Annotated in this window: 13 protein-coding genes; 3 read left to right on the plus strand and 10 right to left on the minus strand. The window is 66.0% G+C overall.

Going from position 1 to position 16399, the window contains the following annotated elements:
* Positions 1 to 125 precede the first annotated feature (125 nt).
* From tssH to BMZ21_RS02205, 9 genes are all read right to left on the minus strand, one after another.
* The gene (gene tssH, locus BMZ21_RS02165) at positions 126 to 2825 is read right to left on the minus strand and encodes a type VI secretion system ATPase TssH (RefSeq protein ID WP_091829325.1); all 2700 of its coding nucleotides are present in this window, start codon (positions 2823 to 2825) and stop codon (positions 126 to 128) included.
* 29 nt (positions 2826 to 2854) lie between these two features.
* On the minus strand, positions 2855 to 3982 hold the full coding sequence (gene tssG, locus BMZ21_RS02170) for a type VI secretion system baseplate subunit TssG (RefSeq protein ID WP_342029017.1): 1128 nt from the start codon (positions 3980 to 3982) through the stop codon (positions 2855 to 2857).
* Positions 3979 to 5940 carry a type VI secretion system baseplate subunit TssF gene (tssF, locus tag BMZ21_RS02175; protein ID WP_091829327.1) on the minus strand — a complete coding sequence of 654 codons (1962 nt, stop codon included), beginning with the start codon at positions 5938 to 5940 and terminating at the stop codon, positions 3979 to 3981. Before tssF ends, tssG begins: the two co-directional genes overlap by 4 nt.
* 6 nt (positions 5941 to 5946) lie before the next feature.
* Positions 5947 to 6504, minus strand: coding sequence for a type VI secretion system baseplate subunit TssE (locus BMZ21_RS02180; RefSeq protein ID WP_244543656.1), 558 nt, complete (start codon positions 6502 to 6504; stop codon positions 5947 to 5949).
* A gap of 162 nt (positions 6505 to 6666) precedes the next feature.
* On the minus strand, positions 6667 to 7149 hold the full coding sequence (locus tag BMZ21_RS02185; RefSeq protein WP_091829329.1) for an Hcp family type VI secretion system effector: 483 nt from the start codon (positions 7147 to 7149) through the stop codon (positions 6667 to 6669).
* Positions 7150 to 7303: 154 nt separating this feature from the next.
* Positions 7304 to 8806: a type VI secretion system contractile sheath large subunit gene (gene tssC / locus BMZ21_RS02190; RefSeq protein WP_091829331.1), complete on the minus strand. Its 1503-nt coding sequence runs from the start codon at positions 8804 to 8806 to the stop codon at positions 7304 to 7306.
* An 11-nt stretch (positions 8807 to 8817) separates the two neighbouring features.
* Positions 8818 to 9351 (minus strand): type VI secretion system contractile sheath small subunit, encoded by a 534-nt coding sequence (gene tssB / locus BMZ21_RS02195; protein WP_091829333.1) that lies wholly within the window; start codon positions 9349 to 9351, stop codon positions 8818 to 8820.
* A 222-nt stretch (positions 9352 to 9573) separates the two neighbouring features.
* Complete coding sequence (locus BMZ21_RS02200; protein WP_091829335.1) at positions 9574 to 11109, minus strand: type VI secretion system protein TssA; 1536 nt, start codon at positions 11107 to 11109, stop codon at positions 9574 to 9576.
* A 45-nt stretch (positions 11110 to 11154) separates the two neighbouring features.
* Positions 11155 to 11700: an OmpA family protein gene (locus BMZ21_RS02205; protein WP_244543657.1), complete on the minus strand. Its 546-nt coding sequence runs from the start codon at positions 11698 to 11700 to the stop codon at positions 11155 to 11157.
* 116 nt (positions 11701 to 11816) lie between these two features.
* Here BMZ21_RS02205 and BMZ21_RS02210 point away from each other — a divergent pair, with 116 nt between their 5' ends.
* Genes BMZ21_RS02210 through tagH form a run of 3 tightly spaced genes read left to right on the plus strand, consistent with a single transcriptional unit; the run spans position 11817 to position 15700 of the window.
* Positions 11817 to 13679 carry a type VI secretion system Vgr family protein gene (locus BMZ21_RS02210; protein WP_091829338.1) on the plus strand — a complete coding sequence of 621 codons (1863 nt, stop codon included), beginning with the start codon at positions 11817 to 11819 and terminating at the stop codon, positions 13677 to 13679.
* Positions 13680 to 13696: 17 nt separating this feature from the next.
* Complete coding sequence (locus BMZ21_RS02215) at positions 13697 to 14254, plus strand: DUF6931 family protein (RefSeq protein WP_091829339.1); 558 nt, start codon at positions 13697 to 13699, stop codon at positions 14252 to 14254.
* A 60-nt stretch (positions 14255 to 14314) separates the two neighbouring features.
* On the plus strand, positions 14315 to 15700 hold the full coding sequence (gene tagH / locus BMZ21_RS02220; RefSeq protein WP_091829341.1) for a type VI secretion system-associated FHA domain protein TagH: 1386 nt from the start codon (positions 14315 to 14317) through the stop codon (positions 15698 to 15700).
* Positions 15701 to 15709: 9 nt separating this feature from the next.
* On the opposite strand, the gene BMZ21_RS02225 is transcribed toward tagH, so the two are convergent.
* Positions 15710 to 16399 carry an ABC transporter ATP-binding protein gene (locus tag BMZ21_RS02225; protein WP_091829343.1) on the minus strand — a complete coding sequence of 230 codons (690 nt, stop codon included), beginning with the start codon at positions 16397 to 16399 and terminating at the stop codon, positions 15710 to 15712.

The following is a 16399-nucleotide window of genomic DNA, read 5'->3' on the forward strand; positions in this document are numbered from 1 at the left end:
CTTGTCTTGCTGCTGGCCCCGTTCCGTCATTCCGAGGAGCGTAGCGACGAAGCAATCCAGGGGACGTAGAGCCCGCCACTCGTGAATTGCTTCGTCGCCGTCGCAATGACGCTGGGACCACCACTTCAATTGCAGGCGTAGTGGAAAGCGCCATCCTCCACCGTGACCTTCGCCTCGGTCAGCGGCTTCTTCTCCAATTGCAGGTTGAGGATGCTGCGCGAGAGCGCCGGCAGCATCGAGTTGGTGATGATGTTGTCGATCATGCGCCCGCCCGAATCCGGGTCGTTGCACTGGGCGACGATGTGCTCGACCACCGCGTCGTCATAGGTGAAGGCGGCGTTGTGATTGTCGCGCAGGCGCTTGCCGATGCGCCCGAGCTGGAGGCGCACGATCCCGCCGAGCATCTCGCCGGAGAGCGGGTAATACGGAATCGTCACCAGACGGCCGATCAGCGCCGGCGGGAAGACCTTGAGCAGTGCCGGCCGCAGCGCGACCGCGAGCTCCTCGGAATCCGGACGGCTCGCCTCGTCGCCGGCCATGCGCATGATCTCGTCGGTGCCGACATTCGAGGTCAGGATGATCAGCGTGTTCTTGAAGTCGATGCGCCTTCCGGTACCGTCCTCCATCGTGCCCTTGTCGAAGACCTGAAAGAACAGCTCGTGCACGTCGGGATGGGCCTTCTCGACCTCGTCGAGCAGCACGACCGAATAGGGCTTGCGGCGCACGGCCTCGGTGAGGCGTCCGCCCTCGCCATAGCCGACATAGCCGGGAGGCGCCCCCTTCAGCGTGGAGACGGTGTGAGCCTCCTGGAACTCGCTCATGTTGATGGTGATGACGTTCTGCTCGCCGCCATAGAGCGATTCAGCCAGCGCCAGCGCTGTCTCGGTCTTGCCGACGCCGGAGGGGCCGCAGAGCATGAACACGCCGATCGGCTTGTTCGGATTGTCGAGCTTGGCGCGATTGGTCTCGATGCGCTTGGCGATCATGGCGATGCCATGCCCCTGCCCGACCACGCGCTTGTTCAGCGTCGCGGCGAGGTTGAGCACGGTCTCGATCTCGTCCTTGACCATGCGGCCGACGGGGATGCCGGTCCAGTCGGAGACGACGGAGGCGACCGACTGCTCGTCGACATGGGCATAGATCATCCGGCCCGCCGGATCGATCGCGCCGAGCGCATCGAACTTCTCGCGCAGGCTGGCGCGCGTGGCCTCGGGATCGGCCGGCGCTTCGGCGGGCGCGGCGTCGGCAGATGCCTCGCCACCAGCAGGAACAGCCTCAGCGGCCGGTTTCTCGCCGAGCTTGCCGCGCAGCAGCGTGATCTCCTCGACGAGGGCGAGCTCGGAAGCCCAGTCGGCTTCGAGCGCCTCCAGCTTCGCCGTCAGCGCAGCGCTCTCTTCCTCGATCTTGCCGAGGCGCTCATCGGTGGCGTCGCCGAGATCCTTGTCGGCGATCAGCGCGATCTTCTCCTTCTCCAGCGCGGTAATGGCGACGCGGGCATCCTCGATCGCCGCCGGGGTTGCAGTCTGGCTGATCGCGACGCGAGCGCAGGCCGTATCGAGCAGGCTCACCGCCTTGTCGGGGAGCTGCCGTGCCGGGATGTAACGCGAGGAGAGCTGCACGGCTGCGACGATGGCGGCGTCGGAGATGCGGACCTTGTGGTGCTTTTCCATCGGCCCGATCAGGCCACGCAGCATCGTGCAGCAGCGCACGACGTCCGGCTCGTCGACCTGGACCGGCTGGAAGCGCCGGGTCAGTGCCGGATCCTTCTCGAAATACTGGCGATACTCGGACCAGGTCGTCGCGGCGATGGTGCGCAGCGTGCCACGGGCCAGCGCGGGCTTCAGCAGATTGGCGGCGTCGCCGGTGCCGGCAGCTCCGCCTGCGCCGATCAGCGTATGCGCCTCGTCGATGAACAGGATCACCGGCGTCGGCGAAGACTGGACCTCGTCGATGACCGATCGCAGGCGCTGCTCGAACTCGCCCTTCATCGAGGCGCCGGCCTGCATCAGGCCGATGTCGAGGGCGCAGACCTTGACCCCGCGCAAGGGCGGCGGCACGTCGCCGGCGACGATGCGCTGGGCGAAGCCTTCGGCGATCGCGGTCTTGCCGACGCCGGCCTCGCCGGTGAGGATCGGGTTGTTCTGGCGCCGGCGCATCAGCACGTCGATGACCTGGCGGATCTCGTCGTCGCGCCCGAGGATCGGGTCCATCGTGCCTGAGCGCGCCTTCTCGGTCAGGTCCTGCGAGAAGCGGTCGAGCGCGGTGGTGCCCTTGGCGCCATCCGCCTGCTCTGCGCCCGGCGTGCCGGCGGCGCGCAGCCCCGAGCCGTCCATCGGCCGCAGGTTCTCCTCTTCGGAGTCCTTCCAGATCTTGGCGTACCCGGCGGCGAGCTCCTCGACCGGGATCTTGCCGAACTCCTTGGAGATGCCGGTCAGCGCCCGCTTGAGCTCGAGCGACTTCAGCGCCGCGACCAGGACATGGCCGCTCCGGATCTGGGTCTCGCCGAAGAACAGCGTGGCGTAATGCCAGCCGCGGTCGAGCACGTCGACGACGTTGTTCGCGACGCCGGGCATCTCCGTTTCGTTCTTGCGGAAACCCTCGATGACGCCGCCGATATCGGTGGCCAGCCGAGCCATGTCGAGGCCGTAATGCTGCGCGGTCAGCCCGATATCGGTGGAGCGCCGCTGCAGGATCTGGGCGAGCCAGTGCGCCAGCTCGACATTGCGGTTGCCGGCTCCCTTGGCCTGGCGCAAGGCCTGGATGAAGGCTTCATAGCCGACGCGGTTGAGTTTGCCGGTGACGGCTTCGAGACTGATGTCGGCCATGGCGGTCCCCTATCGTCTGTCTTTTTGAATCAGGTTTGTTTCAATGAAGCTGGCTTGGTGGAAGCTTGCTTGGTCAAGTTCTGGCTTTGCCGGCTGCGCTTCTGGCGCATGCGTTCGGCCGGGTGGAAACGGGCATCGCGGCGCAGGCTGCCGTCCGGGACGTTCCAGTTCGGCGAGATCCAGCTCGACCAGCCGAGCGCGCCGGAGCGGCCGAGCTGCATTGGCTGGACCTTGCCGACCGGCAAAGCGAGCTCGACATCCCATTCGAACTGCTCGCCGAGATAGAAGAACACCGCGTCGGCCAGAGGCTCGCAGCGATCGCCATTCGGCAGGAAGCGGTTGAACTGCTCGAGGTCGCGGGCGACCAGCTTGACCCGGAACTTGTCCTCGACGCTGTAGACGCTGGCGCCGAGCAGGACATTGCTGCCCAAGGCGCATTGGCCGCGGCCGAGCTTGGTCCTGTCCTCGGGGTCGAAGACCAGCCGCATGCCGACGAATTGCTCGACCTCGACCTCGATGTCGAAGAGCCCGGCGAGCAGGCTGCGCAGGCGCGAAGCCGACTTGGCCTGCGCGCCGGTGAGACCGGCATGGGCGAGCTTTTCGGGATCGGGGACGCTGTCACGGTTCTGATAGGGCTGCGAGCCCAGGCCCGTCATGCTGCCGACATAGGCGATGAAGCGGTCCTTGTCGGGCCGGTCATGCTGCGCGACAGGCCGCGAATCCGCCCAGGCCCGGTAGAAGAGCTGCAGGAACCGGTTGTTGAAGATGTCGAGGAAGCGCGGGAAGGCGTCGTCGCGAACGAGCTGCCAGTGATAGCTCTCCTCGGTCGTCGCCAGCGGCAGCGCACCTTGCGGGCCGAGCAGGCCGAGGAACTTGACGAAGAGTCGCAGCCGGCCCTGCAGGTCGCGATCGGCCTCGGCGATGGTCGAGGCCGGAAAGTCCATATAGGGCTGTTCGCCGAGCGCGACGTATTCGTCCCGCCTGGCGGCGACGTCACCGATGCGCTCGCGCTCCGGGAAGCTGCGTTCGATCCGGCGCAGCGCCGCATAGAAATCATGCCGCCAGGGTTCGGCCCGCAACCCTTCGACGAAGGGCGGCTCGACGCGCAGATCGTCGAGCGCGGCCGGTGGCGGCAGGGCTGGCGCGCGCTCGTTCACAGGATACGCCTCGTGCCGGCGCGCGGCGGGAAGCGCATGACCTCGCCGCGCTCGACGGTGCGGATCACGGTCTGCGTGAAATGGTTCATCGCCGCGTATTCGGCGAAGAAGCGGTCGAGGATCGCCCCCAGCAGGAAGACGCCGCTGCCCTCGAACGCCTTTTCGTCGAAGAGGACTGTGATCTCGAGCCCGCGCGCGGCGCCTGTTCCGGCCCGCTGCGGGAAGCGCCGGATCACCGGGCGGCTGTCGACACTCTTGATGCCGCGGATGCGGCGCTCCGTGGCGCTGTCGGCGAGGTCGGCGAAGAGCGAGAGCATCTCGCGCAGCGCCTCGGCGTTCTCGCCGGCGCCACGCTGAACCAGGCCGAGATGGTTGAGGCTGAGCAGATTGATCAGCCGCCAGGTGACGACGCCGGTGCTCGCCGTCTCCGAGCGCAGCCGAAGCTGCGAGACGATCGGCTCGCGCGGCGGGGTTGGACCGGCGAGGGAGGTCACGTCGAGCACGACATTGTCGATCAGGCGGAAATCGGCGCCGCCGACGCCGGTCGGCAGATGCTCGGTCAAATGGCGGTTGGAGCAGAGAGCCCGGATGCTGAGCTCGGCCACGGCTGCGGCATCGGAAACCGTCGCCGGCTCGTAGAGGGAGATGAACATCTCGGTGCCGGTATAGTCGGACGCCCGCCCCTCGCGGCGCTCCGCCGAGGAACGCCGGCGCGGCAGACGCCGCTGCGTGTAGAGCAGGCCGTGGGTCGGCGAAGCGCCTTCGGGTGAGGAATAGAGCGGGTGGACCGGCTGCTTGTCGCGGCCGCCGCTATAGTGCGCGTAGACGTCGAGGATCGAGTGCGGCTCGTAGTCGAGCATGCGGCTGCGATCGGGCACGACGTGATATTCGTGCTCGTTCCGGCGCACCGGGATGCGGTCGGTCGTCTTCTCGAACAGGTTCACCGCGGGGGCGGCATAGAGCGCGAAAATCTCGCGCTGGACCGCTGCCGGCAGGCGCGTGTTGACCTCGTCGAAGACGAAGATGATGTCGACCGTCTTGGCCTTGAGCCGGGACATCACCTTGTCGAGACCGCTCAGCTTGAAGCCGAGGAATTTGCGCGGGAACCAGAACTGCTCGCGCAGCAGGTCGAAGCCGCGGAAGACCCGCGTATCGGCCGGCAGCAGCGCCTCGTCCTCATCGAAGCCGATCTGCTCCAGCGCGCACTCCGCCCCCAACAGCACCACGGGATCGCCGAACTCGTCGAGATAGCGGAAATAGAGGCCGAGGCGGTCGGCGAAGATCTGCTCATAGAGGGCGATCGCATCGGCTTCCGTGCCGAGCAGGTGCACTGTGAGCTCGCGCGTCTTGCAGCCGGCAAACCAGCTGTTCGGCAGCTTGCTCGCCTGCTCCGGCGACGGTTCCTCGGCCGGGTCGCTGGCGATGCGATGGGTCAGCGACAGGCGCAGTCCCGAGAGCACCCGGCCGTCGGCCGGGAGCCCAAGCGCCTGCAGCCGCCCCGGCGCGGCGATGTATTCGGCCGAGGCGACCTCGAACGGCCAGATCGTGACGGGCGAGCTCAGCCGGTAGCGGCAGGCGACGCGTCGGTCGCGCTCGACATAGGTTGCGTCGAGATAGGAGCCACGCGGCACCTCGACCCCCTCGCGCAGGGCCGGGTCGCCGTAGGTGGGCGCGATCCCGGCGAGCAGAGCCGACGGCGTCGGCGCCAGATAGTTCGGGATCAGCTGCTCGAGCAGATTGTTGGTGAACTCGGGGAATTCGTGCTTGAGCTTGAGCTGGACCCGCGCGGCAAGGAAGGCCGCCCCCTCCAGCAGGCCGCCGACCATCGGGTCCATGCGCTCGCCGACGAGACCGCCGAGCCGCTCGGCGATGCCGGGGTATTCCTCGGCGAACTCCTTCGTATGCTCGGTGAAGAGCCTGAGCTCGCGATTGTAGAAGTCGAGGAATTCCTGGTTCATTCCACGCTACCGGTTCTTGATCGCGATCTTGCCGGTGTCGAGTTCGACATCGGCGACGAATTGCACCGGAATATTCAGCGGCTCGCAATTGAGATCTGCCCGCACGATGAAGCGGATCTTGAGCTCGGCCTTGTCGAGCCCCTCGTCGCGCTCGACCACGATCGACTGCTTCATCAGCCGCGGCTCGTAGGCGAGCAGCACCTGCGCGAGCTCGTCCTTGATCGCGCCGACCCGGTGCTCGTCGATCGACTTGTTCTGCACGTCCGGGAAGCCGCAGTTGAGCACGGAGCGGCGGACATGCTCGAAGCGCGACAGATCGGTCGAGGAAGCGAAATTGATCGTGTTGACCAGGGCTTCGAGGTCGAGCGCGATCTCCTGGCGCAGTTTGCTCTCGGTGATCGCGGTCCGCGGCGCAGCGCGGCGCCCAGCCACCACGCGCTCGCCACCGGCGTCGCGCAGGTCGAGCTGGACCTTCGCGTCCTTGGCGCGATGCGCCTCGCGGAAGGCGAACATCAACGGCGGCCGCAACCGGTTCTTCGCCTTGGGGTCGAGCATCTGGGTCATCCCGAACGAAGCTGCTCAATACGACGGACTCCCGGTGATTGCTGCCGCAATCGCGGGGAGTCCGTGCGGAACGTGACAGGATCGGCGACGCCGGTCGAGGCGAGACACCGGAAGCTGCCCTCCAGCCGGGCCCGCCCGAGCGGACCCGGCTGGAATGGCGTATTACTCTTGGTTCTTCTTGAGGTCGTAGGTACCGGTGATCGCCGAACCCAGCGAGCCGTCCTTGTTCTGCGGCTTGTATTCGAACTTGATCTTGGCGAAGTTCAGCGAGAACTGATCGGTCGGGACCGGGTTGCCGCCGGTCGAGTCGCCCGACTGGTAGCTCGACACGAGCAGGTCCTCGAGCGTGACCGTGTAGAACTCCTGCTGGCCCTTGCCCTGCTTGCGGACGTGCAGCACGGCCTTCTTGATGTGCTCGCCGGTCGAGCACTTCAGCATCAGGGTCGCCGAGGCCTTGTTGACGTTGGCCGTGCAGTGCAGGTCCTGATAGCTCGCCTTGCCGGCGCCGCCGCCATGCCCAGCGGCGTGCGTGCCGGAATTGCTGACGCCCCAGGAGAAGGATTCGATCTCGATCGTGTCCTTGTGCTTGGCGTCCTGGCTTTCGCCCTTGATACCGTCGATCTCCAGATGGAAGTCGCTAGCCATGGTGCTCTCCAATTGTTGGCTGATTGAGGTGATTTAGGCATAGAACTCGCGTCGCCTGGAGAGCTCCCCCCATGCGTCGCTACTCTCCCTGCGCCGCGAGCGCAGGGTCGACTGTTGTCCTGGGGGCCGGCGCGCCTAAGGGCCCGCCTGGGTCTCAGGTCTTAGGCGCCGGCAGGCGCGAGACGAGGCTCAAACCGATATCCATGCCCTCGAGCTGGAAGTGCGGCCGGAGGTAGAACTTGGCCGAATAATAGCCCGGGTTCTCCTCGTCCTCGAAGACGTCGATGCGCGCATCGGACAGGGGCTTGCGCGCCTTCGTCTCCTCGCTGGAGTTCAGCGGATCGCCGTCGACATATTCGGTGATCCACTCCTGCAGCCAGCGACGCAGGGGTTCGCGCTCCTTGTAGGAGCCGATCTTGTCGCGCACCATGCACTTCAGGTAATGCGCGAAGCGCGACACGGCGAACATATAGGGAAGTCGCGAAGACAGGTTGTCGGAGGCCGTCGCCGCGACGCCGTCGGGCCCGAAGAAGGTCTTGGGCTTGTAGAGCGACTGCGCGCCGATGAAGGCCGCCTTGTCCGTGTTCTTGCGATGGATCAGCGGGATCAGGCCGGACTTGGCCAGTTCTGCCTCGCGGCGGTCGCTGATCGCGATTTCGGTCGGGCACTTCAGGTCGACGCCGCCGTCATCGGTCGGGAAAGTATGGGTCGGCAGGTTGAGAACCTCGCCGCCCGACTGGACGCCGCGGATGCGGGTGCACCAGCCATACTCCTTGAAGGCCCGGTTGATGTTCACCGCCATGGCGTAGGCGGCGTTCATCCAGGCGTATTTCTCGCCCTTGTGGCCGTCGGTGTCTTCCTCGAAGGCGAACTCCTCGACCGGCTCCGACTTGGCCCCGTAGGGAACCCGCGCCAGCACCCGCGGCAGGCACAAGCCGACATAGCGGGAGTCGGCCGCGTCGCGCAGACCCTTCCAGGCCGCATAATCGGGCGTATCGAAGACCTTGCCGAGATCGCGCGGGTTCGAGAGCTCCGTCCAGGAGTCCATGCCCATCAGGTTCGGGTCGGCGCCGGTGAAGAATGGCGCATGGGCGGCGGCCGCGATCTTGGACAGATCGCGCAGCAACTGCACGTCCGTGGGGGCGTGACTGAAGTGATAGTCGCCGACGAGCGCGCCGAAGGGCTGGCCGCCGAGCTGACCGAACTCCTGCTCGTAGAGCTGCTTGAACAGCGGGCTCTGGTCCCAGCGGGCGCCGGGATAGGTCTTGAGGTTACGGTAGAGCTCGGTCTTGCCGACGTTCATCACCTTGATCTTCAGCTGCGAGTCGGTCTCGGAGTTGAAGACGAGGTAGTTCAGGCCGCGCCAGGCGCTTTCGAGCTTCTGGAATTCCGGTGCGTGCAGCACCTCGTTCATCTGCTCGCTGAGCTTGGCGTCGAGCCGGGCGATCATCTCCTCGATCGTGTCGAGTACGTCGCCCTTGATCAGCGTCGAGTCGGCGAGAGCCTGGTTGACCAGGGTCGCGACCGCGTTCTCGACCTCGCTGGCCGCTCGTTCGGTCTTCGGCTTGAAGCTCTGCTTCAGCAGTGCCGAGAAGTCGTCGGCGCCTTGCGTTTCAGCAGCTGCCGCGCCGGGTTGTTGGATCTGTGCTTCCGCCATAGCCGCCTCGCTTACCCGTTGCTGTCCTGCTTGTCGTCACCAGCCGGCTTTTCGCCGAGCTTGTCCTTCAGCGCCGCCATCAATTGCGGATCAGCCAGAAGGGCCTTGAGCTGGTCGCTGGCCGCGACCTTGCCATCCATGTAGCGCAGGAGGTTGGCGAGCTGCTCGCGTGCCTCCAGCAGCTTGGCCGTCGCCGGAATCTGGCGGGCGATCGCAGCCGGGTTGAAGTCCTCGTATTTCTTGAACTTCAGCGACACGGACAGCTTGTCGCTCCCGTCCCCGAGCTTGTTCGGCACGGTAAAGGCCGCGCCCGGTTCGATCGCGGCCATGCGCTGATCGAAATTGTCCATGTCGATGTCGAGGAACTTGCGGTCGCCAACGTCGGGCTTCTCGACCGCCGAAGCATTGCCCGACAGATCGGCGAGAACCCCCATCACGAAGGGCAGCTCGACCTTCTGGTCGGCATTGTAGGGATCCTCATAGGTAATGTGGACCCGCGGTGGCCTATTGCGGCGAATGAATTTCTGCCCCGAATCTCCGGCCATGACGGCGCCCCTTCCTTTAGAGGCATCACGCAAGGAGAGCGTGATGCCACGCTTACGATCCAGCTCGCTATACCATACACACTTGCCGACCGCTTGACAGTTCTTGTCGAACTGCTCGCATCGGCTGCACAAGATCCAGCCAGCTCAGCTTTGCAGGCGGATGACGTCACCGCATCCACCGAACGAATGAGGCGCGGCGCTCCACGAAGGGACCGTCGCGACCTACTCGCCGCTGCTCTGCCTTATGCCGACTTCAGGCAGGATATCGCCGAGCAGCGACAGAAAATCTTGCTGCGCCAGCGCACAGGCCTTGTCCATCAGCAGCGGCACCGGATTGGACGGCTCGGCGTGACGATAGAAGCCGGCGACGGCCTTCATCCGGGCGATCGCCTCGGCCCGGCTCGCGATGGTGATCGCTGCGACAGGCGCGGCCATTGTCGCGGCGCTCGCCTTGGGCTCAACCTCGGCTTCCTCAGGCTGCTCGCTCTCAGTCTCCTCGTCGGCGCCCTGTTTCCCTTCGTCGTCGGCTTCCTCGTCAGCTCCGTCCCCGGCGTCCGTCTCCTCATCATCGGACGAATTTTCCTCGTCATCATAGGATGAGCTCTCTTCGTCGCCATCGGAGGCGTAGCCGTCGTCCTCACCGCTGTCGTCGCCATAGCCGCCGCCAGAACCATCGCCACCCAGGCGCTCCAGCGGCAGCTGGTATTTCGTGTCGTCGCCGATCTCGAGCATCGCTTTGTCGACGTGCTCCGGGAACATGATCTGGATGACCTCGATCAGCGACTTGCCGATCAGGCGCTGCGCCTGGCCGATCAGCAGCACGGCCGGGCTCGACGGCTCGACCCGGCGGAAATAGGCGAGACAGCCGGCGAGCGCGGCCTGGGCCTCGTCGACGGAGGCGCAGACGCCGGGCGGAAGCGCCGCAACCATAATCGTCCCGGTCGCAGCGCCGCTGACGGCTGCGGGCACCTCGGCGCCGGCGGCGCCCTGCCCGCCGGGCGCCTTCCGTTCGATCGCGGCCTCGAGGAACGCGATGATCTGCCCGACAAGTCCGGCAAGCCGCGGGAAGGTCACCGCTTGGTCGGTGCCGAGCTTCTCGCTCCAGATCGCGCGCAATCGCAACTGCGCGTCCCGGATCGCGGTGACATGGCCGAGCATCGCCGTCAGGTCGGAGAGTTCCACCTCCTTCAGCGCCGCGTTGATTCCGCCGGCGTCGGGGTGTTTCTCATCCTCGCCGGGCCGCAGCTCGCCCGAGGCGACGAGCTGGCTGCGAAACATCACCGGTCCCAGCCGCTTGCTCAGGAACAATGGCGCATGCTGCAGCGGCAGGGCGACGGTGGCGTTCTCGTCGAGCCCCTGCAGCGCGACCTCGCGCATGATGAAGTCGCCGTCCTCGGCCCGAGGATAGACCTCTTCCCAATAGTCGCCGAGATAGCTCACGATCAGCCCGAGGCTCGCGGCGAAACCGGCGATGTCGCGATTGAGCAGACAAAGCTTGCCCGCCAGGACGAAGCCACGCAGGTCGCGGCTCAGCTTGAGCACCTTGCCGAGATCGCCGAAGGCTACGGGAAAATCGATCGTGCTGCGATCGAACGGGATTTGCCGCCCTTCGTCGTCGCGGCGGAAATAGGAGGTCGGCAGCGCCACTTCGAGGCGCGCCATGACGTTCATGACGTCGGGATCGGCATCCGGATCGGGACCGCAGGGATCATCCGCCGAAACCGGCTTCGCCAGATCAGCGAAATTGAGCGCGGCCATGCCCCCTCACGATCAATCGAGCTTATCGGGGCGGCCGCCTGGCCGTCACTCCACCTGCAGCCGCGTCTCGACCCGGCGATTATCGGCCGAGAACTTGTCGGAAACGACGGGCTTGCTCTGGCCGAGGCCGCGCGGGACGAGCTTGGCGGTATCGACGCCCCGATCGCTGAGATAGCGCACGACCGCCTTGGCGCGCCGCTCCGACAGACTCAGATTGTAGTCCGCGGTGCCGCTGGCATCAGTGTGCCCCTCGACCAGGAAACTGCTCGCCGAAAGCTGCGGATCCTTCAGCGCCTTGGCGAACTCGTCGAGATTCACCCGCGCCTCGGGCTCGAGCACGTCGGAATTGTATTTGAACTTGACGACGAGATCGAAGGCGGTCGGCGGCTTCACGACGTGGCCGGCCTTGTTGCATTCGGCCTCGGTGCCGACGCACAGGCCGCGCGAGACGCCGAGATTCGGCTTCGCGGCTCCGAAGTGCTTGACGATATCGTCCGCCTTGTAGGCCTGTGCCTGCGCGGAAAACGGCGACAGGACGCAGAAGCCTGCGGCAAGAGCGGCACTAACCATGACAAGGGCCTGCTTGCGCACGGTCTTCCTCCCGTTTAGGTTCGCTGAGGCGGTTGAAGACTGACGGCGCGAACTATGCCTCGCAGCGTTTGCTGCGTCAATAGTCGTCTCTTGTCGCAAGCCACGAGGTTTTGTTGATGCCCGCCGCTCCAGGACAATCGAAAAGACTTGCCTCCTTTACGACACCGGCGGGTCAAGATGTCTTCTCACTTCTCAAGTTTGAGGCGCGCGAAGCTCTCAGCGAATTATTTGTTTATCAAATCGAGGCTGTGAGTACTTCTCGGGGCGACGATCTTCAAAATTTAATTGGCGAGAAATGCCATATTAAAATGACGCTGAAGAACGGTGAAGACCGGATCTTCAACGGCGTGCTCGTCGAGGCGCAGTGGCTCGGCCGGGAGAAGGATCTCGACCACTACCGCTTCGTGCTGCGGCCCTGGCTCTGGCTGCTCTCGCAGCGCTCCGATTGCCGCATCTTCAAGAACAAGACGGCCCTCGACATCATCAAGACGATCTTCGGGAAAGAGGACAAGGCGAGCTTCGAGGACCGCGTCAGCGAGCCGCCGCCGGAGATCGACTATTGCGTGCAGTACCGCGAGTCCGATCTCGACTTCGTCCTGCGCCTGATGGAGAAATACGGCATCTACTACTACTTCAAGCACACCGAGGGGGACCACAAGCTGGTCCTCTCGGATGCGCGCAACTCGCATGATGCGGTGACTGCCGCAGCCGAGCCGAGCTTCGCCGGAGCCGGCGCCGCCTACCCGTTCATGCCGACCGACGGTGCCCAGAGGCGCCGGATCGAGCATCTGACGCAATGGTCGGCGCAGCGGCGGCTGCGGACCGGCAAGATCGAGATCAAGGACTATGATTTCGAGAAATCCACCTCGGACCTGACGGCGCGCGCCGAGGACGGCTTCCCGCGCACCAAGTCCTACGAGGCTTTCGACTATCCCGGCGCCTATCTCGACCGCGGCAAGGGCGAGAAGCTCGCCCGTATCCAGGTCCAGGCCGAGCAGGCGCAGGACGAGCGGCGCCTCGCCGTCGGCGATGCGCCCAGCCTCAATCCTGGGACCCTGATGACGCTGGCCGATCATCCCGTCGGCTCGGAGAACGCCGAGTTCCTGGTGGTGCGGGCGACGCATAGCTACGGCGTGCAGAGCTATCGCTCGTCCAAGCGCACCGACCAGGCGATCTACCACGGCTCCTACGAACTCCAGAAAGCGACCAAGCGCTTCCGCGCCCCGCTGCTGACACCCTCCCCGCTCCATATCGGCCCCGACACCGCCAAGGTGGTCGGCGAGAAGAACAAGGGCGAGGAAGGCGACATCGACGTCGACAAGTACGGCCGGGTCTGGCTGCGCTTCCACTGGGACCGCGAGAAGGAGTCGACCTCCTGCCGCGTGCGCGTGGCGCAGGCCTGGTCGGGCAAGAACTGGGGCGGCCAGATCATCCCGCGCATCGGCCAGGAGGTCGTGGTCTCCTATATCGGCGGCGACCCCGACCGGCCGATCATCACCGGCGCCGTGGTCAACGACCAGCACATGCCGCCCTACGACCTGCCGGCCAACAAGACCCAATCGGGCCTGAAGTCGGAATCGACCGATGGCGGGGGCAAGTCGGGGAAGTTCAACGAGATCAAGTTCGAGGACCTGGCCGGCAAGGAGGTCTTCTCCATGCAGGCCGAACGCGACCACAAGACCGAGGTCTTCAACCTCGAGACTCGCGACGTCGGCAAGAAATTCGAGGGCGGCCCGACCGACTTCGCCCGCACGACGCAGATCCTGAGCGGCAGCGACAAGCTGCACGTCAAGCAGGGCAAGCGCTATGTCGAGGCTGCTCTGGAGATCAAGCTGGTCTGCGGCCAGAGCGAGATCACGATGACGCCGACCAACATCACCATCACCTCGCCGATGATCAAGGTCGAGAGCACCGCAAAGACCGAGGTCAACGGCGGCGGCATGACCATCATCACGGGCGGCGTCGTCAAGATCAACTGACAGCCTCTGGTACAGCGATGTCGAAACTTCGGTTCAGCACGGCGCAGGAGGTCTTCGAGACCTTCCCCGCCGCGCGCGAGATCATCCAGACCGCGCCGACCACCGAGCCGCCGCTGAGCTTCCTGCGCAAGCTCCTTGCCTCGGGCGATCACAAGGACGCGATCGGCTTCTGCGCATTCCTGATGCCACGCCGCGAAGCCGTCTGGTGGGCCCTGCAGAGCGTCCAGCGCATGCAGCCTGCCGGAACCGCAGCAGATCCCGGCCTGAAGGCAGCCGAAGCCTGGGTTCGCGACCCGACCGACGAGACGCGCCGTGCTGCCCTGGCCTTCGGCGAAAGCGGCCATCACGCCAGCCTCGGCACCTGGGTCGCGCTGGCGGCCGGATATTCCGGCGGCAGCATGGTAGCGGGCCATGCCGTGCCCGCACCGCCGGACTTGACCGCCAAGACGGCGCGGATCGCGGTATTAACCGCACTCGGAAGGGTATCCGAGCCAGAACGCGATGCCGCATTGCGAAATTGCGTCGAAGCATGCATTCGTCTGATCGATGACGAAAGCGGCAGGACGAGAGCATAGCTTGGCCCCGGCGCCGATGCGGCAGCCGGTGTCGGACTATGACGAGGCGGGCGGCCCGACATGGCGCTGACGCTGACGATCGAGAACCAGGCTTCACTGCCGGATGGCGGCCCGCTCAGCGTCACGCTGAGCGGCGGACGCGGGCTGGATATCGGCCGCGACCAGCATCTCGACTGGTGCCTGCCGGATCCGAGCCGGGCCATCTCCGGGCGGCATTGCGAAATCCGCTTCAACGACAACGCCTACTGGCTGCGCGACATCTCGACCAATGGCACCTTCGTCAATGGCGGTGCCTATCGGGTGCAGTCGCCCTACCGGTTGCAGCATGGCGACCGGCTCGAGATCGGCCAATACATCATCGCGGTCGCGATCGACGAGGCGGAGCGCGGAGCCCCCGGCCCGGCCGAGCGAGCGGCGATGCCGCCGCCGCCTGGCGAATCGCTGTGGGACTCGAACGGTGACGAGGCGCCGCCGATCGCCCGCCGCGATCTGATTCCGCCGCAAAAATACCAGCCCGTGCACGCGCCCTTCATCGACTGGGCCGCCGATATCCCGACTCCGTCGGAATCGGCGCAGGTCTATGCTGCGCCGCCGGCTCCGCCTCCCCAACCGTCACGGCCGGACGACCTTGCCTGGGCGCCCTACCAGCCACCGCCGGTGCCCGAGCCGGAGCCGATCGCCCCGATCCCGACGCCGCGCCGGCCCCCCTCGGCCGCGCCGGTCGGCAATCCGTGGGACGAAGCGCCGGCCGTGCCGCCAGCACGTCCGAGTTTCGACGCTCCTTACGACCCGCCGCCCCGGCCCATGGCGCCGCCGCCGCCACCTCCCCCGCCGCCAATGGGCGCCCCGGCGGGTGGCCCGTCGATCTCGGCGGCCGAGTTCATCGCTCGCTTCGCGCGTGGGGCGGGCCTGCCGGTCGAGGAACTGACCTGGCAGGATCCCGGCGCCTTCGCCGAGCAGACCGGCGCGCTGATGCGCCTGATCGCCATCGAGCTGAAGGCGCTGCTGGCGGCGCGGGCCGAGAGCAAGCGCATCGCGCGCAGCTCCAACCAGACGATGATCCAGGCGCAGGACAACAACCCGCTGAAGTTCTCGCCGACGATCGAGGATGCGCTGAAGCTGATCTTCGGCCGGCCGACGAGCGGCTACCTCAATGCACAGAAGGCGTTCGAGGAAAGCTTCAGGGACCTCAAGGTCCACCAGATCAAGACCTATTCGGCGATGCAGCACGCGCTGCGCATGCTGGTCGAGGACCTCGATCCGCAGGCGGTCGCCGAAGGGCTCGACGTCGGGCGCGGGCTCGACGGCCTGCTCTCCTCGCGCAAGGGCAAGCTCTGGGACGCCTATGTCGCGCGCTGGGAGGCGAAGACCGCTCCTTACGAGGACGGGCTGGTCGACGCCTTCATGCTCTATTTCGCCGAGTGCTACGACCGCGGCGGGGGCTGAGCCAAGATCTCAGCCGAGCGGCACGACCATCCCGTCGCGGATCGTGACCTGGCGGTCCATGCGGGAGGCGAGGTCGAGATTATGCGTCGCGATCAGCGCCGCAAGGCCCGAAGCACGCGCCAACGCCACCAGCGTGTTGAAGACGTGCAGCGATGTATGCGGGTCGAGATTGCCGGTCGGCTCGTCGGCCAGCAGCACGCGCGGCGCATTGGCGACGGCGCGGCCGATCGCGACGCGCTGCTGTTCGCCGCCCGACAATTCGCCCGGCAGGTGATCGAGCCGGTCGCCCAGACCAAGGAAGCTCAGCAGCTCGGTCGCGCGCGATGCGGCCTCGGACTTGCCGAGGCCGCGAATGCGCTGCGGCAGGACGACATTCTCAAGCGCGGTGAACTCCGGCAGGAGATGGTGAAACTGATAGACGAAGCCGATCTCGGTGCGCCGCAGCCGGGTCAGGCCCTTGTCGTCGAGCTGCGAGGTCGGCACGCCGCCGATGAAGACCTCGCCGCCATCGGGGCTCTCCAGCAGGCCGGCGACGTGCAGCAGGGTCGACTTGCCGGTACCGCTCGGGGCGACCAGCGCGACGAGCTCGCCCGGCCAGATCGCGAAATCGGCCTTGCGGAGGATCTCGAGCGGACCGTCGGACTGGGGATAATGGCGCTCGATCTGGGAGAGGAAGAGCGCCGGCGTCTCGGTTGCCAT

Source organism: Allobosea lupini (assembly GCF_900109525.1).
GTDB lineage: Bacteria > Pseudomonadota > Alphaproteobacteria > Rhizobiales > Beijerinckiaceae > Allobosea > Allobosea lupini.